General features: G+C 58.4%; 24 protein-coding genes. 7 read left to right on the plus strand and 17 right to left on the minus strand.

Annotation, left to right across the window (positions count from 1 at the left end; genetic code table 11):
- Positions 1-198 precede the first annotated feature (198 nt).
- From XX99_RS11000 to XX99_RS11060, 13 genes are all read right to left on the minus strand, one after another.
- Complete coding sequence (locus XX99_RS11000; RefSeq protein ID WP_050059461.1) at positions 199-636, minus strand: flagellar FliJ family protein; 438 nt, start codon at positions 634-636, stop codon at positions 199-201.
- A 61-nt stretch (positions 637-697) separates the two neighbouring features.
- The gene (locus XX99_RS11005) at positions 698-2,005 is read right to left on the minus strand and encodes a FliI/YscN family ATPase (protein WP_050059462.1); all 1,308 of its coding nucleotides are present in this window, start codon (positions 2,003-2,005) and stop codon (positions 698-700) included.
- A complete protein-coding gene (locus XX99_RS11010) occupies positions 2,002-2,670 on the minus strand; it encodes a FliH/SctL family protein (protein WP_050059463.1) in 669 nt (222 codons plus the stop codon). The genes XX99_RS11005 and XX99_RS11010 overlap by 4 nt, the downstream gene beginning before the upstream one ends.
- Positions 2,660-3,682 (minus strand): flagellar motor switch protein FliG, encoded by a 1,023-nt coding sequence (gene fliG / locus XX99_RS11015; protein ID WP_050059464.1) that lies wholly within the window; start codon positions 3,680-3,682, stop codon positions 2,660-2,662. Before fliG ends, XX99_RS11010 begins: the two co-directional genes overlap by 11 nt.
- Entirely contained in the window at positions 3,679-5,268 is a 1,590-nt protein-coding gene (gene fliF / locus XX99_RS11020; protein ID WP_050059465.1) for a flagellar basal-body MS-ring/collar protein FliF, read from the minus strand. Before fliF ends, fliG begins: the two co-directional genes overlap by 4 nt.
- A gap of 12 nt (positions 5,269-5,280) precedes the next feature.
- On the minus strand, positions 5,281-5,577 hold the full coding sequence (gene fliE, locus XX99_RS11025; RefSeq protein WP_082125483.1) for a flagellar hook-basal body complex protein FliE: 297 nt from the start codon (positions 5,575-5,577) through the stop codon (positions 5,281-5,283).
- A gap of 21 nt (positions 5,578-5,598) precedes the next feature.
- On the minus strand, positions 5,599-6,048 hold the full coding sequence (flgC, locus tag XX99_RS11030) for a flagellar basal body rod protein FlgC (RefSeq protein WP_050059467.1): 450 nt from the start codon (positions 6,046-6,048) through the stop codon (positions 5,599-5,601).
- Positions 6,049-6,050: 2 nt separating this feature from the next.
- Positions 6,051-6,401 carry a flagellar basal body rod protein FlgB gene (locus tag XX99_RS11035; RefSeq protein ID WP_050059468.1) on the minus strand — a complete coding sequence of 117 codons (351 nt, stop codon included), beginning with the start codon at positions 6,399-6,401 and terminating at the stop codon, positions 6,051-6,053.
- A gap of 1 nt (position 6,402) precedes the next feature.
- The gene (locus XX99_RS11040) at positions 6,403-7,779 is read right to left on the minus strand and encodes a sigma-54-dependent transcriptional regulator (protein ID WP_050059469.1); all 1,377 of its coding nucleotides are present in this window, start codon (positions 7,777-7,779) and stop codon (positions 6,403-6,405) included.
- Entirely contained in the window at positions 7,776-9,026 is a 1,251-nt protein-coding gene (locus XX99_RS11045; RefSeq protein WP_050059470.1) for a sensor histidine kinase, read from the minus strand. The genes XX99_RS11040 and XX99_RS11045 overlap by 4 nt, the downstream gene beginning before the upstream one ends.
- 63 nt (positions 9,027-9,089) lie before the next feature.
- Positions 9,090-10,277, minus strand: a complete 1,188-nt coding sequence (locus tag XX99_RS11050; protein ID WP_082125567.1) for a sigma-54 interaction domain-containing protein — start codon at positions 10,275-10,277, stop codon at positions 9,090-9,092.
- Between the two features lie 73 nt (positions 10,278-10,350).
- The gene (locus XX99_RS11055; RefSeq protein WP_156185942.1) at positions 10,351-11,076 is read right to left on the minus strand and encodes an ATP-binding protein; all 726 of its coding nucleotides are present in this window, start codon (positions 11,074-11,076) and stop codon (positions 10,351-10,353) included.
- Complete coding sequence (locus XX99_RS11060; protein WP_050059473.1) at positions 11,066-11,773, minus strand: response regulator transcription factor; 708 nt, start codon at positions 11,771-11,773, stop codon at positions 11,066-11,068. The genes XX99_RS11055 and XX99_RS11060 overlap by 11 nt, the downstream gene beginning before the upstream one ends.
- Positions 11,774-12,337: 564 nt before the next feature.
- Between XX99_RS11060 and XX99_RS11065 the strand changes: the two genes are divergently transcribed.
- Positions 12,338-12,673, plus strand: coding sequence for a PilZ domain-containing protein (locus XX99_RS11065; RefSeq protein ID WP_050059474.1), 336 nt, complete (start codon positions 12,338-12,340; stop codon positions 12,671-12,673).
- An 18-nt stretch (positions 12,674-12,691) separates the two neighbouring features.
- On the opposite strand, the gene XX99_RS11070 is transcribed toward XX99_RS11065, so the two are convergent.
- From XX99_RS11070 to XX99_RS11080, 3 genes are all read right to left on the minus strand, one after another.
- The gene (locus XX99_RS11070) at positions 12,692-13,648 is read right to left on the minus strand and encodes a flagellar motor protein MotB (protein WP_082125484.1); all 957 of its coding nucleotides are present in this window, start codon (positions 13,646-13,648) and stop codon (positions 12,692-12,694) included.
- Between the two features lie 24 nt (positions 13,649-13,672).
- Positions 13,673-14,551: a flagellar motor stator protein MotA gene (gene motA / locus XX99_RS11075; protein ID WP_050059475.1), complete on the minus strand. Its 879-nt coding sequence runs from the start codon at positions 14,549-14,551 to the stop codon at positions 13,673-13,675.
- A gap of 315 nt (positions 14,552-14,866) precedes the next feature.
- Positions 14,867-16,798, minus strand: coding sequence for a putative bifunctional diguanylate cyclase/phosphodiesterase (locus XX99_RS11080; RefSeq protein ID WP_050059476.1), 1,932 nt, complete (start codon positions 16,796-16,798; stop codon positions 14,867-14,869).
- A gap of 281 nt (positions 16,799-17,079) precedes the next feature.
- On the opposite strand from XX99_RS11080, the gene XX99_RS11085 reads away from it, so the two are divergent.
- The 6 genes from XX99_RS11085 to pyrE all read left to right on the plus strand — a co-directional run bounded on the left by XX99_RS11085 (position 17,080) and on the right by pyrE (position 24,646).
- Positions 17,080-17,568 (plus strand): hypothetical protein, encoded by a 489-nt coding sequence (locus XX99_RS11085; protein ID WP_050059477.1) that lies wholly within the window; start codon positions 17,080-17,082, stop codon positions 17,566-17,568.
- A gap of 260 nt (positions 17,569-17,828) precedes the next feature.
- Positions 17,829-18,617 carry a flagellar motor protein gene (locus XX99_RS11090; protein ID WP_050059478.1) on the plus strand — a complete coding sequence of 263 codons (789 nt, stop codon included), beginning with the start codon at positions 17,829-17,831 and terminating at the stop codon, positions 18,615-18,617.
- Positions 18,614-19,447: an OmpA/MotB family protein gene (locus tag XX99_RS11095; RefSeq protein ID WP_082125485.1), complete on the plus strand. Its 834-nt coding sequence runs from the start codon at positions 18,614-18,616 to the stop codon at positions 19,445-19,447. The genes XX99_RS11090 and XX99_RS11095 overlap by 4 nt, the downstream gene beginning before the upstream one ends.
- Before the next feature lie 574 nt (positions 19,448-20,021).
- Positions 20,022-22,904, plus strand: coding sequence for an excinuclease ABC subunit UvrA (gene uvrA / locus XX99_RS11105; protein ID WP_050059481.1), 2,883 nt, complete (start codon positions 20,022-20,024; stop codon positions 22,902-22,904).
- Positions 22,901-23,989, plus strand: a complete 1,089-nt coding sequence (locus XX99_RS11110) for a CPBP family intramembrane glutamic endopeptidase (RefSeq protein ID WP_050059482.1) — start codon at positions 22,901-22,903, stop codon at positions 23,987-23,989. Before uvrA ends, XX99_RS11110 begins: the two co-directional genes overlap by 4 nt.
- 48 nt (positions 23,990-24,037) lie before the next feature.
- Positions 24,038-24,646, plus strand: a complete 609-nt coding sequence (gene pyrE / locus XX99_RS11115) for an orotate phosphoribosyltransferase (RefSeq protein WP_050059483.1) — start codon at positions 24,038-24,040, stop codon at positions 24,644-24,646.
- A gap of 83 nt (positions 24,647-24,729) precedes the next feature.
- On the opposite strand, the gene XX99_RS11120 is transcribed toward pyrE, so the two are convergent.
- The gene (locus XX99_RS11120; protein ID WP_082125486.1) at positions 24,730-25,503 is read right to left on the minus strand and encodes an OmpA family protein; all 774 of its coding nucleotides are present in this window, start codon (positions 25,501-25,503) and stop codon (positions 24,730-24,732) included.
- Between the last annotated feature and the right edge of the window lie 20 nt (positions 25,504-25,523).

A 25,523-nucleotide genomic window follows, 5' to 3' on the forward strand; every position in this document is an offset into this window, starting at 1 on the left:
ACTGATTCGAAAGCACTTCTATGCTTCCGATTTTTCGGCCATGCAAAGCAAATCGAGCAATCGGCAACCGTTGCCGAATGCACTGGGCAATGTCTGCCTAGTTGATCGCAAGCATGGCAACTCGAGCCGCAGATACTTGCAAAATAAAAAACGCGCGACGAGGAATACTCGTCGCGCGGAAGAGAGAGGGATTGAAATTTAGCTGCGGTGATGGCGGGCAATGACGATGTCATCGAGGCGCTTTTGCTGCGCGCGATTTTGCTCCAGATCGTACAGGCCGCGCTGACGATCCATCATGTCGGTGAGCGTTTCGCGGTCGCGATGCGCAGCCTGGTATGCCTTCATCTGTTCGCCGCGCTGCTGTTCGAGAGTTTGAAGTATCTGCAGGAGGGTCTGCTTTTTCTCGGCCGCCGATTGCATCTCCCACTGCATGGTGTGCAGGTGGCCTGCTGGAATCATCAGCCGCATCGCATCTTCGCGATCGATGTGAGCACCGGCGATCATTGCGTTCAGAGCTTCGATCATCTGCGTTACACGGGTTATCTCGATCAGAATTTTTTGCAGCGCGCGCTCTTCGCGCTTCTCGATACTTTCGCGAACCCGAAGAACCGTCGCCAGTGGGAATTGAAAGCCCATCGCCTGTCATGCTCCTCTCGACATCGCGCCACAAATATCGGACGCCACTATCTCAACCGGCCTAACCGGGCAGTTCCATCAAGAGCTTCACAACCTCTGCGTACTTAGGGAGATTGTTCGGTTTTTGTTGCAGAAACCCATTGAGCGCGGGCAGATTCTGCACCGCGCTATCCAGAACCGGATCGGTATTTTTCTGATAGGCGCCGATGCGAATCAGATCTTCCGATCGCGCATACGTCGACAGCGCCAGGCGCAGCGACTTGGCCTTCGCAAGATGCTGCTCCGAAACCATGCTCGACATCAATCGGCTCAGGCTTTCCAGAATGGAGATGGGTGGATAATGGCCGCGCATGGCGAGATTTCTATCCAGCACGACGTGTCCGTCGAGGAGCGAGCGAACAGTATCCACGACTGGATCCTGTTGATCGTCGCCTTCCATCAAGACGGTATAGAAAGCGGTGATGCTGCCCTGCGAAAAATTTCCCGCTCGCTCGACCAGCCGGGCCAGCATGTTCAATACCGATGGCGTGTAGCCTTTGGCCGTAGGAGGCTCACCGGCCGCCAGTCCAATCTCGCGCTGCGCCATGGCGAAGCGGGTCAGCGAGTCGACGATGAGCAGCACATTCTTGCCCAGGCTTGCAAAATATTCGGCGACCGCAGTGGCCGCCAAAGCTGCGCGGATACGCAGCAGCGGCGATTGATCGGATGTGGAGACAAGAACGACGGCGCGGCGCAAACCTTCTTCGCCAAGCACCTCCAGAAATTCGCCGACCTCACGGCCGCGCTCTCCGACCAGCGCAAGCACCGTCATGTCGGCCTCGGTGCCGCGCGCCATCATGCCGATGAGCGTGCTCTTTCCAACGCCGCTGCCGCCAAAGATGCCGACGCGCTGGCCTCTGCCGCAGGTGAGAAAGCCGTCGATTGCGCGGATACCGCAACCCAGCGGCTCGCGGATAGCAACGCGATCGAGCGGAAGCGGCGCCGAGCCATCGATGCTCACCGAATGTGTTGCGCGATAATCGCCTTTTCCATCCAGGGGATTGCCCGTCGGATCGATAACGCGCCCCATCAACTCCGGTCCTACTCGGACTGAGGGGCGTGCGCCCCAGGTCATGATTTTGTCGCCGAAACGAATACCCTGCGGATGGTCCGCGGCCATCGACAGCATGGTCGATCCGCGAAAACCGATGATCTCGCCCGAGAAGCTTCGTCCGCTCGCGCCAACGATCTCGCAGGATTCACCAACGTAGCAGAAGGGACCATTGGACTCGATCAGATTGCCCACTACCTGATTGATCCGGCCCTTCCAACGCAGCGTCGAGCCATTCTGAAGGTAGTGGGTGTAAGAGGCCAGCAGCGGACGGTTCATCGAGTCGCCGGCCTCAGCGCGAGAAGGTCGAAGAAGCCCTTTTCGACTTCCTTCAATTGCGTATCCAGCCCGAAGTTTGCCGAACCCAGCTCCGTTTCCAAAATGCAATCGTAGTCCGTTAAAGTCACATCCTCGACAATCTCGACCTTTGCGGTGCTGGCCTGCGCATTAAAGTATTGCTTCCACTTGGCTGCCTGTGCGGCGGCAACTCGGATGTTCACGGATGAGCCTTCGCTCATCTTCTCAATGGCCATCCTCACCAGCGCTGCAACCAGCATCGGGTCCACCTGCGCTTCCCGGTGCAGGATCTTCTTGGCGATGGCCAGAGCAAGCTGAACAACCTCCGCTTCCACTCGCGAATAGTATTCGGTCCGCTCCGTCTCAAAGGCGGAGATGGCAGTAGCAATCGTTCCGCGAGCCGCCTGCAGCTTGGCTTCGTATTCCTGACGCAGACGCTGTTCGGTCTGCCGCATCGCGTCGGCTCTCTCGTTATTGATGCGCGTCGCGAACTCTTCCTCCGAAAGCTCTACTTCAGCCGGCCCCTTGCTCTCCGCATCCAGGGTCGCCTGCGAGCTCTCGGAAGATGGAGCGTCCGAGATGTCGCGGTATTCCAGCGTCATTACCGGAAGCGAGATCAGATTTCCGAACTCTGCGCTAGAGGACATACTCGTCTTCTCCCTCACTCTTCAATATGATCTTGCCTTCCGATTCGAGCTTGCGCGCGATGGCGATAATCTCCGCCTGGGCTCTGGCTACTTCCTTATTGCGCACCGGCCCCAGCACCTCGGAGTCTTCCTTCAGCATCTCGAGAGCGCGTGAAGACATGGTGCGATGAAAGTGGTTCCGTAAGTCCTCGCTCGCTCCCTTGAGAGCGATCATCAAAGTTTTCTTATCGATCAGATTCAGGAGCTCGCGGAGGTCCAGCTCTGGAACCTCCATGAAATCCTCGAAGGTAAACATCAAGTCGCGGATGCCGATGGCCAGCTTCGGCTCTTCCCTTTCGATGTGATCGAGGATCTCGCGCGCCGAGATGGCGTCGAGCCGGTTCATCAGCTCGGCGACATTCCTGAAGCCCGTATCCGACCGCTTTCCGTTATCGCCGGTTGATCTCAGGCGGCGATGCAGAACTCCCGAAACCTTGCCGGCTATCTCCGGAGAATATTGGCCCAGATTCGCGAGACGCCTCACGCAGTCGGCACGCTGTTCCGGATCGAGCTTCATCAACAGCGCCGATGCCTGCTTCGCATCGAGGTGCCCGAGGATCATGGCCTTGGTCTGAGAGTGTTCCCCGACCAGAAATCTTGCCAGCTGTTGCGGGTCCACCTTCTTCAGCATGTCCGGCTTCACCGCTGGCTGGTCGTCCGCGCGCGCCATCTTCTGCACCATGGCCCTCGCGCCGTTTTCGCCAAAAGCCTTAATTAACAGGCGGGTCGCAACATCATGCCCGCCTTCGGCAAAGAAATCCTGAGCCATCAACATCTGCTGGTATTCCTCCAGCACATTGAGCGCGACTTCAAAGGGAATCGTGCCCAGGTTTGCTACCTCATCCGTAACGCGCTGCAGATCGTCTTCGGGAAGGTTGCGCAGAATCGTTGCGGCCGGCTCATCTCCGAGTACGGAGATCAGAATCGCGGCCTTACGCGGCCCGCTGAGAGATGCGTGTTCCATGCTTGTCATGAAGGCTCCTCCCGCAGCCATGCCTGGACGGCACGCGCGGTGTTGACCGGCTTCTGCTTGATAAGCTCAACCGTCTGATCTTTGAGTTCCGTAGCTCTGCGCGAGTCGTCGCTGGGCTCGGGAATACCTGCGGTAAGACGTTCCACCTCAGGTGCGGCTGCAAGCACAGGTTGGGGAGCCTGATTGGGCGCACCGGGACCAAGCGCTTTCTTCTGAATGGGGCGAAGCACAAAGAGGTAGGCGAGCAGGAAGACAGCAAGGAGTGAAACGGGCCGCAGAACAGGCGCGAAATCCGACACCATCTTCTGTGCCTTGTCCGTCCACTTCGGAGCCAGATCGTCGTTCACATCCGAATCGAACGACATGTTCTGGACGCTGATGGTGTCGCCGCGTTTCGCATCGAAGCCGATCACCGCCTTGGCCAGCTCCTGAATCTTGTCCAGCTCTTCCGGCGTTCTCTTGTGCATCGCAAAACTAACCTTGCCGCTTTTCACGGTTCGCACCACGGCATCGTCTACCAGAATGGCTGCACTTACCCGTTGAATGCGTCCGGCAGGTGTCACCGTATGCGTCACGATTTTGTTCACACCGTATTGCGCGCTCTCCGACTTCGACGACTGAACGGAATCCTGTGTCGTAGTCGTAGTTGGCTTGGCCTGTTTCGGCGAGGGAATGTTACTCGCAGTTCCCGGCACACCGCCGAAGCCTGCTCCACCGCCCGCCTGATCTTCAGTTCTCTGCACGTTCAGCAGAGCACTGACTGCCGGATCGTATTTCTCTTCGCTCTGTTCGGTGGCGCCGTGATCGTAGTCGATGTTGACGCTGGCGCGAATCTTATCCAGCCCCACCACCGGCTCGAGGGTCGCGACGAGCCGCTGCGTCAGGCCCGTCTCACTGCCTTCGCCGTCCGGCTGGCCATCGCTTCCTGTGCCTAGCGACCGGTCGGAATCCGCATCGATGATGGAGACATCTTCTGGCCTCAGTTCATCGACCGCTCCCGAAACCAATCGGCCAATCGCCTGAATGGCATCTTTCGAAAGGCCGCCCCGATCAAGCTTCAAGATCACTGAAGCTTTCGCGCTGCGCTGATGATCGATAAAGACAGAGTCGGTGGGCATTACCAGATGCACGCGTGCGCTCTGTACCCCGTTCATGGTTTGGATGGTGCGCTCCAGTTCGCCTTCAAGCGCGCGCTGGTAGGTCACCTTCTCATCGAATTCTGTCTGACCCCACGACATCTTGTCGAAGAGCTCGAATCCCATGCGTCCGCTGTGCGGCTGTCCATGAGAAGCAGTTTGAATGCGAGCCGCATCAAGCTTGTCAGCAGGTACGCTGATGGTCTTGCCGTCGGCGCTGGTCTGGTGCTGAATCCCCTCGGCGTCAAGCTGCGCAGAGAGCGTCTGCGCATCCGCGGGTTCCAGACCGGTGAAGAGTGGCTTGTAGTCGGGCGTTCCGATCAGTCGCACGAAGAGCGCCAGAAGCGCTACTGTGGCGCCCACGCCGGCGAGAAGATATCCTCGCTGGCGCGGGTTGCGGCTTGCCCAAAACTGTTTTGCCTGCGCAGTTGCGTCTTTGAAGCCTGGCATAATGTTTCAGTCCTAGAACTGCATCTTTTCGATGTCTTGGTAAGCGTTCACGATTTTGTTCCGAACCTGCATCATGAGCTGGAAGGAAACATCCGCTTTTTCGACTGCGATCATTACGCTGTTCACGTCTCCGTTGCCTTGCAGCAGGTTGTTCGCCTGTGTAGCAGCATCGTCGTTGACTTGGTTTACGCTGTTGACGGCATTTTTCAGCACATCGCCGAAATTTACGCCGCCGGCGTCACTGCCGCCGTCCATACTGGACATATCCGGCAGATACGAACTCGGAATTCCACCCAGACTTACGCTCATTGTTCCGCTCCAGGAAAATTGTTATGACGATTTGAGTATGTCGAGCGACTGCTGAATCATCTGCTTCGCTGCACTCACTGCCGACGCGTTGAGCTGATAGGCGCGAACCGCTCCCATCAGGTCCACCATCTCGGTGGTCGGGTTAATCGATGGATAGGCCACATAGCCATCCTTATTCGCATCCGGATTTCCCGGCTCATAACGCAGAATCGGAGCAGAGCTGTCTTCTACAACTTGCGACAGCTTCACTGAGCCGGTCGGAGGCTGAGAAAATTTGCCGATGCGATTAAACACGCTGCGAAAAGGCAAGCCATTGCTGGCGCTGAAAACTACTTGCTTGCGAACGAAGGGACCACCGGTATCGGTATGCGTGGTCTCGGCGTTGGCAAGGTTGGTCGAAGTGATTTCCGCTCGCTGGCGCTCTGCGGAGAGAGCGGAGGCGCTGATGTTCAGCATGTCAAACAGGCCCATTGTCAGTTCCCATCCTTAATGGCGCTGTACAGGGTGTGAAGAGAAGACTTCACCATCTGCACGCCGAGCGAATACTGAAGTTGGGTTTGCGAAAGCAGCATGCTTTCGCGATCGATGTTCACGTTGTTGCCGTCGGGACGCTCCGGCAGCCCTACAATTTCCTGCGATGCCGGCTCGAAGCGTGGCTCGCCTTCGGTGTTCATTACCTGCTTCATTGCCGCCTGAAAGTTCAGATCCTTGGTGTGATATCCAGGCGTGTCGATGTTGGCCATGTTCGAGGCGATCATCTGCTGGCGATCGGAGACCACCTTGAGATAGCCCTGCAGGACTTGAAGTGAAGAAAATGCTGACATGTTATGCGTATCTCCTTGGTGGAAGGCCGTATTCGCGAATTTTGTTGCGCAGCGTGCGCAGGCTGATGCCCAACATCTCAGCTGCGTGGGTGCGATTTCCGTCGGTGAGCGCTAAGGTGTTTTCCAGGTGCTGGCGTTCCACCTGGCGGATGGGAATACCTGCAACCGCAGCGGATGGCGACATCGGTGCGGGCGGTGCGAGCTGCGGCCGGGCTGCCCCTTGAAACTCCATGTCGAAACAGCCGGCGTCGATCTCATGCGTTCCACTGAGCGTGAGAACACGCCGCATGAAGTTACCCAGCTCGCGAACATTTCCGGGCCAGCTATGCGACTGCAATCGCTCCAGAAATTCTTGATGAAGATGCGGAATCTGGGTCTGCTGATGCGCGGCGAACTTAACGGCAAAGTGCCGTGCGAGTATCGGAATATCTTCACGGCGCTCGCGCAGCGGAGGCAGCGTGAGAGGAATCACATTCAGTCTGTAGTAGAGATCGGCGCGAAACTGTCCGCGCTCGACCATCGCCCCCAGTGAAACGTTGGTGGTGGCAATGACCCGGATGTCGACCTTGACCGACCGGCCTTCGCCGAGCCTCTCGAATTCGCGCTCCTGCAAAGCACGTAACAGCTTCGGTTGCAGATGAAGCGGCATTTCACCGATCTCATCGAGCAGAATCGTGCCGCCATCCGCCAGCTCAAACTTGCCGGGCTTGGCCGCGACCGCGCCGGTAAAGGCGCCACGCCCGTGACCGAACAACTCGCTCTCCAGAAGAGATTCGGGGACCGCGGCGCAATTCACGGCAACGAATGGCTTGCGGCTGCGATCGCTGGAGTCATGAATGAAGCGCGCCAGCAGCTCTTTGCCGGTGCCGCTCTCCGCTTCGACGAGAACATCCGCGCCGGTGCTGGCGGCGGCGCGCGCACGCTGAATCGCACGCAGCAACGCGGGTGCGCGTCCAACGATGTCGCCGGCCGGAGCCACTTCTTCCTCCGCGGGCATCTCTTTCGCGCGATGCATCACCTGCGCTGCGGTAGCCTGCAAGCGATCGAAGGAGATAGGCTTGGTCAGATAATCGAGCGCTCCATCGCGCATGGCGCTGACTGCATCCGGCACCGAGCCGTAGGCGGTCAACAAAATGACCGCTGTTCCCGGAGAAGACTGGCGCGCGGACCGCATCACTTCCATGCCTGTGCCATCAGGCATGCGAATGTCAGTCACCACCAGGTCGAATTCCTTGCCCTCGAAATTACGGACAGCCTCGCGAACACAGGACGCTGTTTCGACCCGCCATCCGTGGCGCAAGAAGTTCGCGCGCAGAGCGGTGCGAATGCCTGGTTCGTCGTCTACCACCATGACTGAAGACGGTGCGTCATTGGTCATAAGGTTGGAAACTCCAATTGAAAAGTACTTCCGCAGTTCACACGGCTGGAGACTCGTATCTCTCCGCCGTGTTGCATCATGAGCCGTTTGCAAACTGCCAGCCCCAATCCAGGTGTATCGCCGCTCGCGCTGAAACCGGCATCGAAAAGGTGCTGCATCAGCGAAGCTGGAATTCCGCAGCCCGTATCCGTGACCTCGACCAGCGCGCGAGATGTTCCCAATGGCCGAATCGAAACGATGATCTTTCCGCCGCAAGGCGTGTGGCGAATCGCGTTGCAGATGAGATTGAGAATGATCTGGCGCAGGCCCTCTTCGTTACCCTCGATGGTCAGCCTATCGTCTTCGCTTATAAAGGAGAGCGATACGCCAGCCTGCTCGGCGATGGGCCGTACGAACTCCACGCCGGTCTGCATGCAGGAGATCAGATTCAGCGGCGTGAGTTGGGGATTGGTTCCGCAGTGAATGCTAAGGACGTTGCTCACTGTCCCCGAGAGCATGCGAATGCCGGCGCGAAGATGAGAGACCCACTGCGAAGTCTGCCCCGGATCCTCAGCGATGAGGCCGGCAAACAATTCCATACTCGCTAACGGATTTCTAATTTCATGCGCCAGGATCGTCGAGATTTCCGCCAAAGCCATGGCGCTCCGCGCGGCTTCGCGCTCCTGCTCGGCAAGTTTGTTCGCGGTAATGTCGCGGAGAATCCAGATGCTCTGCAGCGGCGTTCTTCCGCTGCCCACTTCCTGGCTTGCGGGTGCGCAGGACAATTTTTGATTACCGATGGCCAGCCAGCGCTTGCCCGTGCTCGACGACAGGCACAGCTCGTTGTCGAGATGATCGTCCGATCTCGCCAGCAGAGACTCGAAGTTGATCTTGCTGATTGCAGAGAGATCGCGTAGGCTCTTCACTTCTGCGTCGCCAAGTTCTAATAATCTGCGCCCTTCCGGATTGATCATGACAATGATCTCGGCGGTATCGAGCACCAGCACGCCACAGGGCATGGAATCGATCATCTGCTGCAAGGCCGCGCGCATGCGGTCGTTTTCCGCGAGGCTGCGGGTAAGAGCAGCGTTACGCTCCGCCAGCTCGAATCCCAGGTGCGCAACCTCGCGCTGCAAGTCGCGATAAGACGCTTCGAGCAGAGAAGACGCAGAGATGAACTCCGAGAAGGCATCCGCCAACAGCCGCGGACTGCGCAGGGAGTCTGGGCCTACGTTCTTTATTGGAGCAACATGAGAACCGGGCAGCATTTGCCTATTCCATATGCACGATGAGTGCCAAACTGGAACGGCGACCCGGAATGGGTCATTGAGCTAAAGAATGATGTGTTCGGGCTTGATTTCGTGACCGGAACCGACCAGGATGGTCGCCCGCTCGATGGCGTTGCGCAGTTCGCGTACGTTTCCCGGCCAGCGATGTTGCGCCAGCACGTGCAACGCTTCGCGGCTGAGTGAGACTCCGGGATGAAATCTCACGACGAACGCCGTCGCCAGCTCGTCCAGATCGCTGAGGCGATCGCGGAGCGGCGGCAGGTGGATTGGAAAAACCGCCAGGCGGTAATAGAGATCTTCACGAAACTGCTGCTGACTGATGAGCTTTTTAAGATCGGCGTTGGTGGCCGCTACGACGCGCACGTCGACCTTGAGATTGTCGTTGCCGCCCAGGCGCTGGACTTCGCCCTGCTCCAGGAATCTCAGGATCTTGCTCTGCAGCGAGAGCGGCATGTCCCCGATTTCATCCAGAAAGAGCGTGCCGCCGTGAGCGGCATGAATGCGTCCAATACGGGATTGAACGGCGCCGGTGAAAGAACCTTTGGTATAGCCGAAAAGCTCGGCTTCGAGCAGCGTCTCGGGAATCGCGGAGCAATTCACGACGATGAACGGCTGCTTGCGGCGCGGGCTGATGAGATGGATTTCCTGAGCCACGAGATCTTTGCCGGTTCCGCTCTCTCCGGTCACAAGAACAGTGGTGTCGCGAACAGCGACCATCCGGGTCACGATAGACACGCGCTGCATCGGCTCGGACTCGCCGATCATGCCGCGCAGCTTGAATCTGCCGTCCTGCAGATGGTGGCGCGAGCTCTCGTGATCGACCACAGTGGGTAAGACAGTATTCGTGTGGACTGCGCCGTTGCGATTAACGACGTCCACAAGTTTTGTCGATATAGGAGTCGGCGAGGCGCTTCCGACCAGCAGCTGGCCGGTGTGCGAATTCAACATCAAAATCTGAGTATTGGGAAAGCGATCCCTGACGATGGCGTTGAACTCGTTGGGCTCCAGATCCGGCAGCAGAGGATCGAGCAACAGAACTCCGTCGTCGGTGCCGTGCTTGTGAAGGACCTCGAGCGCGCCTGAGCCGCTGGTCGCCTGGATCACGTTCCAGCGCGGCGGCCCCAGCTTTTCCTGGAGCTCCTGCTGAAGCTTGGGATTCGGGCTCACCACGAATACATCGATGGGAACCCGATCTTCAAAGCGGTCGAATTGAGTGATAGGACTGCTCATAGAGTTATCGACTGCATAATTGTGCTGAAAACTCATTAGAACCTAGAACCCAAATCTCTGCACCCTGGAAAAGTTAATGAACTTGGTGCGCCTGCACTTCGGATGACAGCTCTTCTTGCCAATGCGGGTCGGCGTCCTGAAGAGGCAGCATCATGGACACGGAAAATGGATCTTCGGCACATGTGAATTGGCCGCGCTGGCTGCGGATGTTCGCCTCGGATAAAGCCAGGTCGAGGCGATCCGTCGAACTCAAGCGCTTTCCGTGGGAGCGCAGGTTCTGAATCGTTGCCTCGATCACATGACCGCGGGTCAACACCAGCAGTTCGATAATGTCGCCCGCAGAAGAGCAGGAGGCTGCGATCTTCAGCGAAGCGAAAATTGCTTGCAGCGTTCTGTCCTTGTCTCCCAACACGAGCGGCAGATCGGCCGCCATTATCGGTTGGAGCTGAAGCCCTGCGGCTTCGAGGATTTCCTTCTGCGCTTCCACAACCGGCGCTAGCAGTTCTGCAATGTCGATCGGTTGATTGGCCGCTTCGGTTTGCCTGATGATCACCAGCTGTTGCAAGGATTGAAAGAGGCCGCAGGCGCGCTCGACCTGCTCCGCGGAGATATCCAGATATCGCCGGTGATCGGCCGGCGGCAAGTTCGGCAGGGTGCAAGCCACCACCGCCGAACGAAGGATGGTGAGCGGCTGCGCCATGGCATGGAGGCCGTTCCCAAGATCAGCGTAAAACTTTTCCAACTCCGCGTTCTCCATGCTTGCAGCCTGTCCGTTCTCTGGCTTCTCGCTAGGCTTCACGAAGTTCGTACCCCACACCACGTATGGTGTGCGTCAGCTTGGACTCTCCCGGAAGATCGACCTTGTCACGTACGTATTTCATGTAAACGTCGACAATATTGGTCGAGGGATCGGACGGCATGTTCCAGACCTCTTCGAAGAGAGTGGCCCGCGACACCGGCCGGCCGGAATTCCGCATCATGTATTCGAGGATGGCGAATTCGCGGGGGGTCAGATCGATGCGGCGGCCATTCCGCTCCACGCGGCGCTCCTGGCGATGAAGAACCAGGTCACCCACTTTGGAGCAGTTGGGAATCAAGCCGGAGTTGCGGCGCATGAGCGCCTGCACCCGGGCCAGAAGCTCGACCAGCGAAAACGGCTTGGTGAGGCAATCGTCAGCGCCGCTGTGGAAGGCGGAAACTTTGTCCTCCACCCGGCAGCGCGCCGTCAGCACCAGCATCGGCAGTCGAGGTTGGGCAGGGCGGACTCGTTCGAGCAGGCTGATGCCGTCCAGCTTGGGCAGGTTGAGATCCAGAATCAGCAGGTCGTACCGGTGGTCCTGCAGGCTGCTCAGGGCCGCTTCCCCATCGTGAATCAATTCCACGGTGAAGCCTGCCATCTGAAGTTCCCGGCAAAGAAAGCCGGCCAGCGAGACATCATCCTCGACGATCAGGATGCGGCGGCCGGCTACTTGATGGAATTCAGAAGCGCGTCTCATATTCGAGATGCCCTGGGCGGGTGGATTAGAGATACTTCTGGCAGAAGGCGTACAGAGTTCCATGTGTAATTCCGTTCCCAAAGTTTTAATTCGTTATCTGAACTACAGTACTTTAGTACTTGGGCCCTTCTAATAAATCAATACATATTAAGTGCCATGCCACCCGTTCGACCGGATGTATCTGCGTGGATACTACCCAATCGGAACTAAATTGCGACACAAAAGGCACAAATTTGAGATGACTTTGGTCACATCTCATGGATGCCTAATCGGGTAATTTGCACCTACGATAGGGCATTCAATAACTTGTTTTGGTTAATTCCCTAGGAAAACCTAAGGAAATCTGGACAAGAGGCGATGAGCCCCGGCTTCTTATGCTCGCAGATCGAATATCTCAACAGCCATCGCCGCTGGAAAACGCGCCACGTCGGCTCGTTACTAGACAGTTATCGCTGGCGCAGATGGCTCACCTTACAGCTTTTCCCGGAAATGCCGATAGTAAAGGCTCGAACTACGCTCTAATAAATCAACGACACCCTACCCATGGGCAGGCGATAGCCAACTATGCAGAAATTTGAATACAGATCCCCGCGATTTCCCGTCGATCTTCCCGTGCATTTGACCGTGCAGAGCGCCACCGTCACCGGCCGCTGCCGGGAGATCAGCAAAGAGGGCATGAAGCTCGAGCTTCCTAAGCCGATGGCCGCCGGCTCTCGCGGAACCGTCTCGATGATCTATCAGGATCAGACGCTTGAAGTGAGTGTGCGTGTGGCGCACGCTGGAAACATGCACGGCCTCAAGTTCCTCTACGAGTCCGACAAGGAACGCCTGGCGGTGGCCCGCCTCGTCTCCGCACTGGCCACGCCTCAGAACCGTCTCGGCCCAGTGCTTCTAAGCTAAACGCAATTTACTTCCGTTTTACTTCTTCGCAATTGGCATAGCAGCCGGGCTTGATTTTGCGGTCTGGGTATTCTGACTCACCTGCGTGTTCGGGCTCGCCTTGGGAGCCTGAGCGCTTACGCTCGTTTGCGCAGCCGGGCCCGCTTTCGAAGCCGGCGCATTCTGGCTTACCGGGGCCGCGGGAGCCGCTGCGGCGCTCTTCGTCTGCTGCTGCTGGATTTTGAGAAGCTCGGGCGAGGCTACTTCGCTTCCATCGATCACCTGATACTGAACGATCAGCGAGATTCGCCGATTGGACGGGTTCTGCGGCTGCAGGGGCAGACGCAGACGCTGGTCGGCGAAGCCGCGCACCTGCGATATCTGGTTTGGCCGGACTCCTTGAGCCTGCATCAGCCGCCGCGCTTCATTCGCCCGGTCCGAGGACAGGTCCCAGTTGTCGTAGGTGTGAGCGACCGAGTAGGGCGTCGAATCCGTGTGCCCCTCGATCGAGATCTTGTTCGGCAACTTGCCCAGCTCCCCGGATAAGACCTGGAGGATTTCCGTCAACGCCGGCGTGGGCTTCGCGCTTCCCAGCTGGAAGAAGGTTCCCTTTGCCGATTCCATCAGCTCGATGCGCAGGCCTTCCTGGGTGATGGTGATTTCGATCTGGTTTTTCAGCTTGTCGAGCGGATCGAGGCGATGAATGGACTGCAGAAGCTGCTCTTTGAGCTTGTGCATGTCTTCTTTCTTCAGCTTGGTGAAGTCGCCAGGACCGTTTTTATCCGTCCCCGCCTGCTTGGCGAGGCCGTGAGGGTCCCGGAAATACCCGCCCACCGCTTCCTGCACCGGCTTGCTGGTGTTCATTAGCCAGAGGACGATAAACAATGCCATCATCGCGGTGACAAAATCCGCGTAGGCCACCTTCCACGCGCCGCCGTGATGGCCGCCGTGGTTGTGCTTCTTCTTGATGACGATGATCTCGGGTGTCTCTGACATGGTCTAGCGCCTTTTCGACCGCGTTTATGCCGCTACCGCTGGGGTGGGTTCATCCTTCTGACGGCACGCTTTTTCTACTTCCTGGAAGTTGGGACGAACGTGTTCCGGAACCGCCCGCCGTCCCATTTCGACGGCCAGGGTCGGGGACATGCCCTTGATGAAAGCCAACATCACCACCCGCAAAACGTGGTAGTAGCCATGCTCGTCTTCAATCAGCTTGCTGAGGTTTGACGCTAAAGGTCCGATCATTCCGTAGCACAGCAGGATGCCGAGAAACGTTCCTACCAGGGCCGCCGCGACCTTGTGGCCAATCTCTTCCGGAGGGCCGCCGAGCGAGCCCATGGTCACTACCACACCGAGAACGGCAGCGACGATTCCGAGACCGGGCAATGCGTCGGCCATCGATGTCAGCGCCGATGCGGGGAGCGTCGCGCCCTTGTGATGAACCTCCATGTCCAGATCCATCATCTGGTCGACGTCGAAGGAACTTGCGCCGCCGGTAATAGCCATGCGCATGGTGTCGCAGACAAAGTCCCGCGCATGATGATTCTTGAGGAAGGCCGGAAATTTGGCAAAGAGCTGGCTCTTCTCCGGCTCCTCGATGTCGCTCTCAATCGCGGTCAAGCCTTCTTTGCGAGCTTTATTGAAGAGATGAAACATCATCCTCAGCGAGTCGAGATAACTCTGCTTGGAAAACTTCGATCCACTAATGACGCCGCTCAGACTCGCGACGATCTTCTTCAGCACGTACATTGGGTTCGCGGCCAGCATCGTACCGATGGCTGCACCACCGATAATGACCAGTTCCGACGGCTGGATAAGCACCGCGATCGGTCCCTTCTCCATCAGGAAGCCGCCGATCACTGCGCCAAATACGATGAGAATTCCAATGATTGAAAACATGAGCCTCGTCCCCTGGCAAGGTACGCCTGAAAGGTAATCCCCCCTTCGGTGGAGCTCTTAACTAGCGGCTGTCCTGGTGTTGGGTGGTCCACCAACTATCGGCACGGAGGGTACTGATTTCTAGGCCGATTACTCATCTGCCAACAACCGAAAGGTGGGAGATAGCGAGGAGCTAAATAGTCCGCGGCATGATGGCCCGGAGGTGGTCAATGCTTCGTATCGAGGCACGATTTCAATCGTGTCACTTCGGACTCTGGAACGACCGGACTCGAGCATGATCGAGAGTCGACGCCCGTAAGCCGTCATGAGACCGGTTTAAGCTGTGCTCGAAGCAGGCTTGATCGATACCGCTCGCAGCTTCTCTACAACTTGATCGACCGCAACCGGCTTGCTGAAGTAGTAGCCCTGGATCACATAGCAGTGCTGCGCTCGCAAAAACGAGAGCTGCGCTTCGTTCTCGACGCCCTCGGCGAGCACTTCGAGGTTCAGCGCTTTCGCCATGCGGATGATCGCGGTGGTGATGGCGGCGTCGTCGGGATTGACTGCAACATCTCTGACGAACGAGCGGTCAATCTTGAGCCGGTTGACCTGAAACTGGCGCAGATAGCCGAGACTCGAATAGCCGGTGCCGAAATCGTCGATGGCCAGCTTCACGCCCATCTCGCGCAGGTCCTGCAGGATCGAGAACATCACGTCGGCGTTGGTGAGCAGCAGGCTTTCGGTCAGCTCCAACTCCAGGTATTGCGGGTCGAGGCCGGTGTCGTGCAGAACCTCGCGGATGAGCTCTCGAAATCCCTGCTGGCGAAACTGCACGGCCGAGACGTTGACCGCAATCGGCACGGCCAGAAGTCCGGCGTCCTGCCATTTCTTCGCCTGCGCGCAGGCAGTCCGCAGCACCCATTCTCCGATGGGCACGATCGAGCCGCTGTTCTCGGCCACCTCGATAAATGTTGACGGTGGCACCAGGCCCAGCTGCGGATGCTGCCAGCGCAGAAGCGCCTCGAGGCCAGTAATTGTTCCGGTGCTGATATTGACCTGTGGCTGGTAGACCAGGAAGAGTTCGTCGCGGTCGAGCGCCAGGCGCAGGCCGTTTTCCAGAGTTAACCGCTCCAGGATTTCGACGTTCATCGCCTCGGTAAAGAACCGGAATTTGTTCGGCCCATCTTCCTTCGCGGAGTACATGGCCACGTCAGCGTTTTTCAGCAGAACCTCGCTGTCCAGGCCGTTTTCCGGGAAGATGCTGATGCCGATCGTGCACGAAATATTGAGCGAGTGGCCCAGGGCGGCAAATTCTTCGACGCTCAGCGCGTCGATAATTCTCTGCGCGATCTCGCCAACTTCGTCAGGGTCGTCGATGTGGGGCAGGACGATGGCAAATTCATCTCCGCCGATTCGCGCCACGATGCTCTGCTCGCCTGCGCCAATTTTGATCCTCTGCGCGATCTCCTGGAGGAGCAGGTCGCCAAAGGCGTGTCCCAGCGAGTCGTTGATGATCTTGAAGCGGTCGAGCTCCAGTAGTAGCAGCGCGGCCTTGCCCTTCCTGCGGCGAGCGTCGGCCAGGGCGTTTGCGAGCCAATCGCGGAAGAGCGTCCGATTGGGTAATCCGGTAAGCGTGTCGTAGTAGGCGAGAAACTGAATTCTCTGCTCGTCTCCCTTGCGCGCGGTAATGTCTTCGCCCGTGCCCTCGTAGCGGAGAATCTTGCCGCGCTCATTGAAGACCGCGCGAATATTCAGCAGAATCCACTTCGTTGCGCCGTCGCGGCAGCGAATCTCTGTCTCGATACCGCACTCCACGCCATTGCGCGAAATCGCCTCTCTCCACTCGCTCAGCTTGCAGGGAGAGACCAGGAGCTGCTGGCCGATATCGGAGACCTCGGCCATCATCTGCTCGGGCGACTCGTATCCGTAGATGCTCGCCATTCGGCGATTGATGGTGAGAGGCTGCCCGCGGCGGCTTATCTGAAATATCCCTACCAGCGCCTCGTCAAAGAGGGATCGATACCTCTCTTCCGACGCCCGGAGCTCTTCGTTGGTTTTTTCGTAATGAAGAAATAGCCGGTTTACGGAGTTCAGCGCTTCAAAGCGCCACTCTTCCGCGGAACGGCTGCGCCGGCGTTCGTGAAAAAAACGCGGACGAGCAGTTTCGGGAGACAGATTTCCCGCTTGCTTCTCGCCATTCGCAGGATCGGTATCGGGTTCTGAGCCTCGACCGAAAGAAGGAGCTTTTGCGAGGCCGCTGACTTGCATGGTTCCTCATCGGCTTTTTCTCAAAAGAATTTCAACGGCACGAAGGCCCCCGGGGCCGAAGGCGGGTGCGGCCACGTAGGCATCTTTCGTCCTTACTGGGCAACTGTTGCCTAGTAAGACAGCCTCTCGAAGCTGTTCGCGCTTGCGTGAAAACTCATTGGCTTCAATGATTTAAGGGGCAATTCTCAATTTTTCGCCGATCTTGGAAGGCGAATTGCAATATGCAGTGGCAACTCAGCAAACCAACCGAGCCAGCAGCAGCCTCACCCAGGAGACCGACCATGTCCGTCGCAGGAATTCTTGCCAGCAGCCTTTTCTCAAGCTTCGGCTCTCACCAGACCCAGAAACCTTCCGGAACCTCGTCTTCGAAGACAGAGAGCTTCGAGTCGGATTTGCAGTCCGGGAACCTCTCCGGTGCTCAATCGATGTTTTCCATTCTCCAGCAGAAATTGACCGCTCAGGGCTTGAACGTCAGCGGCAGCGCCGTTTCGTCCGAGATGACTCAGTTGGGGAGCGACTTGAAGTCGGGGAACATCACCGCCGCGAAGGGCGATTACGCCACCCTCAAACAGACACTGTCCCATAACAATGGAGTTTCGCAGACGCAACACCCCAAATCGACCGGAGCCTTGCAATCGGCGGTCGAAAGCCAATCGAATCAGTTGACTGTGGCTTTGCAAGCGTATGGCTCGCTGCAGCAGAATCCGCTGGTCAGCGGCCAGAGCAATTCCCTGCTTCCAAATAGCAGCTCCCTCGGGCTCTACGCCTAGGGACTGCTGGTCGGGTCCGGCAAAGGGGTGCGGAATCCGCACCCCTTTGTCTTTTCAACTCCCTGTCTGAAGACTAGAAGGTTTGCTTTCATCTGCCGATAGAGAGGTCTCTCCTGGATCGGGCCGCGATTGACTTTACGGCCGAGACCCAGGAGTATCCGATCTTCCTATTTTCGGATGCCGGGCGAACTGCAGTGCATGTTATCGGCCCGTCCGGCTTCTCGTTCTTGCGTTGATTAACTGTCTTGGTGGACATGACTATGGATAAGAGCACCCTTGGCGGCCTAGTCATAGCGCTGGGTGGAATTGGCGTCGGCTTGATGCTCGATGGGGGCAAGCTGACCCAGGTTTTGCAGCCAACAGCGGCCTTAATTGTTTTTGGCGGCACAATCGGCGCGGTGATGGTGCAGTTTCCATTAAGCGTCGTATTTCAGGCGGTCGTACAACTCAAAGATGTTTTCTGGAACCGAGTCCCGGAGTCGGACTCGCTGGTTAAGAATCTTCTGCAGTACGCATACAAAGCCAGAAAAGAAGGTCTGCTCTCCCTCGATGCCGAGCTGGAGAGGATTAAAGACCCTTTCCTGCGCGAAAGCCTGATGCTGGCCGTAGACGGCGTCAGCTCCGACGACCTGCGCAAAATGATGGAGCTGCAGCTCGATTACCGCGGCGAGCGGGACGAGCGCGTAGCCAAAGTATTCGAAGCAGCCGGCGGCTACTCTCCAACCATCGGCATCATCGGTGCAGTGCTAGGGCTGATCCAGGTAATGCAGAAGCTGCAGGACATCAACGAAGTGGGCAAGGGCATCGCCGTCGCGTTCGTTGCGACGATCTATGGCGTCGGCGCGGCCAACCTCCTCTTCCTGCCCTGCGCCGGAAAGCTCAAGATCAAGATCCGCGAGAGACAGGTGATCCAGGAGATGACGCTCGAAGCTGTCGTCTCGATCATGGAAGGCGTCAATCCTCGCGCTCTGGAGTTGCAGATTGGCAGCTATCTGCTGGCTCCTCCAGCCAGCCGTGAGAGCACATCGAAAGTCGCGGTCATGCAATGAGGAGAAGAGGGAGAAGGCACGCCCACGCAGACGAACATGTGGGCCACGAGCGGTGGCTGGTTTCGTACGCCGATTTCATCACCCTGCTCTTCGCCTTCTTCGTTGTGTTGTTTGCCTCCGCATACAAGGACAGCCAGGAGGTTCGCCGGGTGGCCCAGGCCATCCACGCCGGCTTTCAGCAGATGGGCGCCTTTGATAAGGGCAACAATCTTCCCCCGCCTCCTCCCTCGATGGGAGAACACGACGGAACAGCGGCTTCGGCGGTGGATATCGAGGAGCTTCGCCGGCAGCTTCAAGCAGCCATCGGGCAAGAGATTAAAAATCACGAAGTGGAGCTGCGCGTAACGCCCGAGGGCTTTGTCATTAGCCTTCGCGAGATGGGCTTCTTCAACAGCGGTCAGGCTATCCTCCTGCCGGGCGCAGGCGACAAGATCAAGCGGATTGCCAACGTTCTGCTGCAGCACGGTCTGGTTATCCGCGTCGAGGGAAACTCCGACAATCAGCCGATCCACAATGCGGAGTTCCGCTCCAACTGGGAGCTGTCCACAGCACGCGCCATGGCCGTGCTGCTGCTGCTCGTCGATGACTCGGGATTCGATCCCAAAAACATATCGGTGGCAGGATACGGCGAGTACCGGCCGATTGCCGACAACTCCACACCGGACGGTCGCAAGCAGAACCGCAGGGTGGATTTGGTCGTGGTGGCGTCAGTTGCCAAAGCGTCGGCCGCTCTCGCAGCCGCGACCAAGCCAGTCCCTCCCACTGCCGCACCGGCACCGGCCGAGAAAAAGACACTGGTTCAGCGATTGGCTTCTTCTTTCAAGAGGTAATCGATCGGCTTGAGAAATAGAGGAAATCAGGAAGAAATAACAGGAAATAAAAAGCTATGATTCGCGGGCGCGGAAAATCTGCGGCCAGCGAAAACGCCTAGAAGGCGTTTGGAACCGGGGACTCGGCTGCCAATTTGACCGGGCGTGCGGCTGCAACCGACCGGGCGTGAATGCGGAAGAGAGCAAAGGCTGCCCTGCAGATTCCGTAAGCGGCGAGCACTCCAAAAGCCAACGAGGCTAAACTGGCACAGACAAGCATAAGTGTATTCATTGCGTCCTGCATGTTCTTCGCTTCTGGCCCGCTTTCCTTTCAGGCCGGTGAATTCATTATTTCCCGCTTATGGCACACCGCTTTGCCAGGCACACAGAGACTACGATGCAATTCTGACAGAACGAGAGCAAATTGACCCTCGTTTCTGTTGCCGAATAAGATACGGAGAGAGGTTTCTGTTGCTGATTCTCCCGTTTCCGTAACTTCTTTGCAAGGCGATGCCCAGCCTATATCGACAATTCATCTGAAATTTTTAGGATGGTTCGATCGAAATTTTTCTAGCCGCATCTATTTGATCCCCTCATGTCAATCACACACATCACGGTGCGCGGCGCGCGTCAGCATAATCTGCGGGACATCAACGTCCGCATTCCCCGCAACACACTGACCGTCGTCACCGGTTTGTCCGGCTCCGGGAAGTCCTCGCTGGCCTTCGACACCATTTATGCCGAGGGGCAGCGCCGCTACGTCGAGACGCTCTCGGCCTACGCCCGCCAGTTCCTGGACCAGATCGAGCGGCCGGATGTGGACTCGATCGAGGGTCTCAGCCCGGCTATCTCCATCGAGCAGAAGACCACCAGCCGCAGCCCCCGATCGACGGTCGGAACCATTACCGAGATCTACGACTACCTGCGCCTGCTTTACGCCTCGGTCGGTGTTCCCCACTGCCCCGGCTGCGGACGGGAGATCTCGCGGCAGTCGGCCGAACAGATTGTCGAGCGCATTCTTTCTCTGGGACAGGGCGAGCGGGTCACGATCTATGCGCCGGTCGTACGCGGCCGCAAAGGCGAATTCAAGGATCTGCTGGACAAGATCGAGCAGCAGGGCTTTCGCGCCCGCATCGACGGCGAACTCCGCGATCTCTCCGAACCGATTCAGCTCGAAAAGCGCAAGAACCACACCATCGAAGCGGCCGTCTATCGCGCTGTCCTGAAACCGGGCATCGAAAAGGCTCTCGAGTCTTCGGTAGCCAAGGCGCTGCAGATGGCGAATGGACTGGTGCTGGTGGCCACGCAAAACAACGAGCAGCTTTACTCCTCGTCGATGGCATGCCCTGATTGCGGACTGGACATCCCCAAGCTCGAGCCGCGCAGCTTCTCCTTCAACAGCACCTACGGCGCGTGTCCGGAGTGCCACGGGCTGGGCAGCATCTACGACTTCGACCCGGCCAAGATCATCAACGACTGGTCGAAGCCGCTGCTGGATGGCGGATTGGGGCCGGGCTCGGCGTCGCAGTACCTGCTGAAGCTGATCAAGCTGGCGGCGGAGCGGTACAAGATCGACCTGAAACAGCCATTCGAGCAGTTGACCGCGAAACAGCAGGAATTGCTGCTTTATGGTCCTCCCAAGGGCGAAGGACCGCGCACCGGCTTCCACGGCATCCTGGCTTATCTGCGCGATGCGCTGGAGGAATCGAAATCAGACGCATATCGCGAGTGGATGATGAACTACATGTCCGCTTCGGTCTGCCCGGTTTGCAAGGGACGGCGGCTGCGTCCGGAATCTCTTGCGGTCAAGGTGAGCGGCCTCTCGATCGCCGACTTCACCGCTCTCCCGCTCAATCGCGCACTCAATGCGGCGCGGGCCATCGGATTCTCGACGCGGGAAGCTCTCATCGCCGACCGGCTGCGGCGGGAGATCGTCGAGCGCCTGGAGTTCCTCACTGCTGTCGGACTGAGCTACCTCTCGCTCGACCGCAATGCGGCGACGCTCTCCGGCGGCGAAGGCCAGCGCATCCGGCTAGCGACGCAGATCGGCTCGCGGCTGCGCGGCGTGCTGTACGTTCTCGACGAGCCATCGATCGGGCTGCACCAGCGCGACAACCAGCGGCTGATTACGGCGCTCGAATCGCTGCGCAATCTCGGCAACACGGTGCTGGTCGTCGAACATGACGAAGACACCATCCGCCATGCCGACTACGTTCTCGACCTCGGCCCCGGCGCGGGCAAGCTGGGCGGCCACGTGGTCGCCGAAGGCACACCGGCGGAGATTATGCGCGTCCCGGCGTCGCTGACCGGGCAGTACCTCTCCGGCGCGACCGCTATCCTGCACCGCGATGAGCCGCGGCCGCTCACCGGCAAGTGGATTACCCTTGAAGGCGCTCGCAGCCACAACCTGCAGGACGTGACAGCGAAGTTCCCTCTCGGCGTGATGACCGTCATCACCGGCGTCTCCGGCTCGGGCAAGAGCACGCTGGTCAACGACATTCTTTATCGCGCGCTGGCGAAACAGCTCTATGGCTCACGTGAAGAGCCGGGCGAGCATAAAAAGATCAGCGGATTCGAGAACATCGACAAGGCCATCCGCATCGATCAATCGCCGATCGGCCGCACCCCGCGCTCGAATCCGGCGACCTATACGGGAGTCTTCACCGCCATACGCGATCTCTTTGCCATGCTTCCCGAATCGCGCGAGCGGGGATACAAGGCCGGCCGCTTCTCCTTTAACGTCGCCGGAGGACGCTGCGAGGCCTGCCAGGGCGACGGCCAGCGCCGAATCGAAATGAACTTCCTGCCCGACGTGTACGTCCAATGCGAAGTGTGCAATGGGCGCCGCTATAACCAGGAGACGCTGGCCGTGAAGTTCAACGGATACTCCATCGCCGATGTGCTCGATCTGGCGATCGAGGACGCGCTGCCGGTGCTGGTGGATATTCCCCAGGTCAAGCAGAAGCTGCAAACGCTGGTCGATGTCGGCCTCGGATATATCCACTTGGGACAGGCGGCGACGACTCTTTCCGGAGGCGAGGCGCAGCGCATGAAGCTGGCCCGCGAGCTCTCCAAGCGGCAGACCGGCCGCACACTCTATCTTTTGGACGAACCGACGACCGGCCTGCATTTCGACGACGTGCGGAAGCTGCTCGAAGTGCTGCACCGGCTCACCGATCTGGGCAATACTGTCATCATCATCGAGCACAACCTGGACGTCATCCGCAATGCCGACTGGATTCTCGACCTGGGTCCGGAGGGCGGCGAAGGCGGCGGCCAGATCGTTGCCCAGGGAACGCCGGAACAGATCGCCGTCGCATCGGATTCACACACAGGCGAGTTCCTGCGGCGGTATTATCAGGCGACCGGCGCTACGCCCAAAGTCGTCGCCGGCACGGCTGCGTCGACCGATGGAACAGGCACGAACGGAAACGGATCGAAGCGGCGAGGGAAGGCAAAGAAAGACTGGGTGCAATGACGCCTGAGACGGATCCGAACGCGGCACACGAACGGTGGCAGAGGGAGATTGAAGAAGCTGCTCTGGCGGCCGCGCGAAGCAATTCTTCCGCCCAGATTCGCGACTTCGATGTCCGCGCCGCCTACGAGGAACTCGAACCTCGCGGCGAAGATGTTCCTTACTGGAATCCTATCCACAATCCCGCTCACGGTTCCACTCACGGCGCGGACCCGGTGCAGGTCGTTCCTGATTTCGGCGCGCCGGATTTCTCGGAGCCGCCGCACGCGTGGCCCCGGTGGCCGCGGCTGATTCCGCACCTCGGCCACACCCTTCTCTTCTTTGTGATTGCCCTTCTGATATTGGCTGTAGGCCAGGGCCTTGGCATCCTGCTTTTGGAGCAGACTCACCTCTTCGGCCATCGCAGCTTCCAGATGCTCTTCCGGCTTTCGGCCGACGATGCCCGGCTGAGCCTTCCCGTCCAGCTTTTCTCATACATTCTGGTAGCCGTGGTGGTGATCCCGGTCTTCGGATTGATCTGGCGTGAGCCGTTCAGCGAAGGCGTTCACTGGAATGCCGGCAAAGCGCGGCAAAAGTTTCTTCTGCTCGCCCTCATCGGACTGGCCTCCGGCTTCGGCATCGGAGCGTTGGGGAACTTTCTACCCATGCCGCAGGATCCCCCCATCATGCAGGACATGATGAAGTCGCCGCTGGGCGCATGGATGATGCTGGTCTTCGGCGTAACCGCGGCGCCGCTGCTGGAAGAACTCGCCTTCCGGGGATTTCTGCTGCCCGGCCTGGTCAACTCCTTTCGCTGGTTGGGGCGGAAGGATGTCATCTCCGATGCCGTAGTGAAGTGGATCGGCATACCTGTTTCGATTCTCTTCACCAGCGCCTGCTTTGCTCTCATGCATTCGCCGCAGGTATCGCATGCCTGGGGACCGCTGGTGCTCATCGGCAGCGTGAGCATCGTTCTCTGCATCGTCCGGCTGACCATGAACTCGGTCGCCGCGGGCGTCATCGTCCATGCCGCTTACAATTTCACGCTCTTTGCCGGAGTGCTGGCGCAGACGGGCGGCTTCCGGCACCTGGAGCGTTTGACTACTTAGCCTCGCGAGCTACGATTTGCGCTGCCCCAGCGGCTACAATTCTCTGTGATGACTACCAGTAACCGCGCTGCCCTGCTGCACCTGCTTTCGCGCATCTCTTTCAAGTTGGGCGATTTCACGCTCTCTTCGGGCGCGAAGAGCGACTACTACATCGACTGCCGGACCACCACCCTGCATGCCGAGGGGGGACGGCTCACCGGCCTTGCGGTCCTCGATCTCCTGCATGAGCACAAGCTGAAGCCTATAGCAGTCGGAGGCTTGACCATGGGCGCCGATCCTATCGTCTCGAATGTGGCGACCGCCAGCGCCTGGAGGGTGGTGGAGCATCCGAACGCGCATCTGCCGCTCATCCACGGCTTCCTGGTCCGCAAAGCGGAAAAGGCGCACGGCACCGGCAGACGGATCGAGGGATTTTTCGAGAAGGGCGCGCCGGTCGTGATTGTCGATGATGTCTGCACCACTGGCGCATCGACGATCAACGCGATTGAGGCAGCGAGACAGGCTGGGATGCACGTAATCGCCGCCGTGTGCCTGGTGGAACGCGAAGAGGCGAAGGGAAGACCGGCAGTGGAAGCAGCATGCGCAGGCGCGCCGTTTCTACGGCTGTATACCGCCGACGATGTGAGAGCTGCTCACGTCGCGCAGATGGCTATGTAAGGAAGTCTGCAGAGACACGAAAGCGGGAGGCGCCCGGGGAGGCACTTCCCGTTTTCATGTCTTTCCGCAGTAGGTCCGAGTCCTTACTGATTGCCGCTACCAGCGGGCATCCTCAGGCTACTCGTTGTCTGGCCGGGCGCCGTGGGCTCCTGGCCGTTTACGTTGGAAAGAAGCTGAATGTCGACCCGGCGGTTCTTGGCGCGGCCGGCGGGAGTGCTGTTCGTCGCAACTTCCTTATCCTTACCGATGCCAATGAGATAGAACTTGTGTGCAGGAACGTTGTGTTTGGAAGCTAAATATTGCACGACTGCCTGCGCGCGACGCTGACTTAAGTCATAGTTGTAAGCCGCCGAGCCGACTGAATCAGTGCCGCCGGTCACTTCGAGCAGATAGCCTCTGGCGCCGTTAAGCTGAGCTGCGAAGTCGTCGAGTTCGGCCTTGTCAACTTTGCTCAAATCAGCCTTGTCAAAGCCGAAATTTACCGACGTCATTGCGACCTGCTTATAGCTGTCGAGATTGCCAACGACACTCGCCAGAGAATCGGCGCGGTTAACGGCCTCCTGCGCCGACTGCTGCGCCTGGGTCGCGGACTGGCTGGCGGTCTGCGCCTGCTGATTGGCAGAGTTTGCCGAGCTCTGTGCCTGTTGAATTCCCTGCTGGGCGCGCTGATCGACGTCGTGGATATTGCGGTTATTGGCGGCTGTCGCGTCGTCCAGTTCGTTGGTGTGATTGATGACGGGAGTCGTCTGGCTGCGAACGTAATTCTTGGTGGTGCAGCCGGAGGCCAGAAGAAGAGAGATTGTGCCTATCGCAGAAGCGGTGGAGAAAATGGGAAATTGCTTTGTGATACGAGTCATTTTGTCTAACTCCGTACCTC

The organism is Silvibacterium bohemicum, assembly GCF_001006305.1.
Taxonomy (GTDB): domain Bacteria; phylum Acidobacteriota; class Terriglobia; order Terriglobales; family Acidobacteriaceae; genus Silvibacterium; species Silvibacterium bohemicum.

Excerpts from the sequence above, each read along its gene's own strand:
- XX99_RS11000 (WP_050059461.1), bottom strand. The coding sequence starts at position 636 with ATGGGCTTTCAATTCCCACTGGCGACGGTTCTTCGGGTTCGCGAAAGT.
- XX99_RS11005 (WP_050059462.1), bottom strand. The coding sequence starts at position 2,005 with ATGAACCGTCCGCTGCTGGCCTCTTACACCCACTACCTTCAGAATGGC.
- XX99_RS11010 (WP_050059463.1), bottom strand. The coding sequence starts at position 2,670 with ATGTCCTCTAGCGCAGAGTTCGGAAATCTGATCTCGCTTCCGGTAATG.
- fliG (WP_050059464.1), bottom strand. The coding sequence starts at position 3,682 with ATGACAAGCATGGAACACGCATCTCTCAGCGGGCCGCGTAAGGCCGCG.
- fliF (WP_050059465.1), bottom strand. The coding sequence starts at position 5,268 with ATGCCAGGCTTCAAAGACGCAACTGCGCAGGCAAAACAGTTTTGGGCA.
- fliE (WP_082125483.1), bottom strand. The coding sequence starts at position 5,577 with ATGAGCGTAAGTCTGGGTGGAATTCCGAGTTCGTATCTGCCGGATATG.
- flgC (WP_050059467.1), bottom strand. The coding sequence starts at position 6,048 with ATGGGCCTGTTTGACATGCTGAACATCAGCGCCTCCGCTCTCTCCGCA.
- XX99_RS11035 (WP_050059468.1), bottom strand. The coding sequence starts at position 6,401 with ATGTCAGCATTTTCTTCACTTCAAGTCCTGCAGGGCTATCTCAAGGTG.
- XX99_RS11040 (WP_050059469.1), bottom strand. The coding sequence starts at position 7,779 with ATGACCAATGACGCACCGTCTTCAGTCATGGTGGTAGACGACGAACCA.
- XX99_RS11045 (WP_050059470.1), bottom strand. The coding sequence starts at position 9,026 with ATGCTGCCCGGTTCTCATGTTGCTCCAATAAAGAACGTAGGCCCAGAC.
- XX99_RS11050 (WP_082125567.1), bottom strand. The coding sequence starts at position 10,277 with ATGAGCAGTCCTATCACTCAATTCGACCGCTTTGAAGATCGGGTTCCC.
- XX99_RS11060 (WP_050059473.1), bottom strand. The coding sequence starts at position 11,773 with ATGAGACGCGCTTCTGAATTCCATCAAGTAGCCGGCCGCCGCATCCTG.
- XX99_RS11065 (WP_050059474.1), top strand. The coding sequence starts at position 12,338 with ATGCAGAAATTTGAATACAGATCCCCGCGATTTCCCGTCGATCTTCCC.
- XX99_RS11070 (WP_082125484.1), bottom strand. The coding sequence starts at position 13,648 with ATGTCAGAGACACCCGAGATCATCGTCATCAAGAAGAAGCACAACCAC.
- motA (WP_050059475.1), bottom strand. The coding sequence starts at position 14,551 with ATGTTTTCAATCATTGGAATTCTCATCGTATTTGGCGCAGTGATCGGC.
- XX99_RS11080 (WP_050059476.1), bottom strand. The coding sequence starts at position 16,798 with ATGCAAGTCAGCGGCCTCGCAAAAGCTCCTTCTTTCGGTCGAGGCTCA.
- XX99_RS11085 (WP_050059477.1), top strand. The coding sequence starts at position 17,080 with ATGTCCGTCGCAGGAATTCTTGCCAGCAGCCTTTTCTCAAGCTTCGGC.
- XX99_RS11090 (WP_050059478.1), top strand. The coding sequence starts at position 17,829 with ATGGATAAGAGCACCCTTGGCGGCCTAGTCATAGCGCTGGGTGGAATT.
- XX99_RS11095 (WP_082125485.1), top strand. The coding sequence starts at position 18,614 with ATGAGGAGAAGAGGGAGAAGGCACGCCCACGCAGACGAACATGTGGGC.
- uvrA (WP_050059481.1), top strand. The coding sequence starts at position 20,022 with ATGTCAATCACACACATCACGGTGCGCGGCGCGCGTCAGCATAATCTG.
- XX99_RS11110 (WP_050059482.1), top strand. The coding sequence starts at position 22,901 with ATGACGCCTGAGACGGATCCGAACGCGGCACACGAACGGTGGCAGAGG.
- pyrE (WP_050059483.1), top strand. The coding sequence starts at position 24,038 with ATGACTACCAGTAACCGCGCTGCCCTGCTGCACCTGCTTTCGCGCATC.
- XX99_RS11120 (WP_082125486.1), bottom strand. The coding sequence starts at position 25,503 with ATGACTCGTATCACAAAGCAATTTCCCATTTTCTCCACCGCTTCTGCG.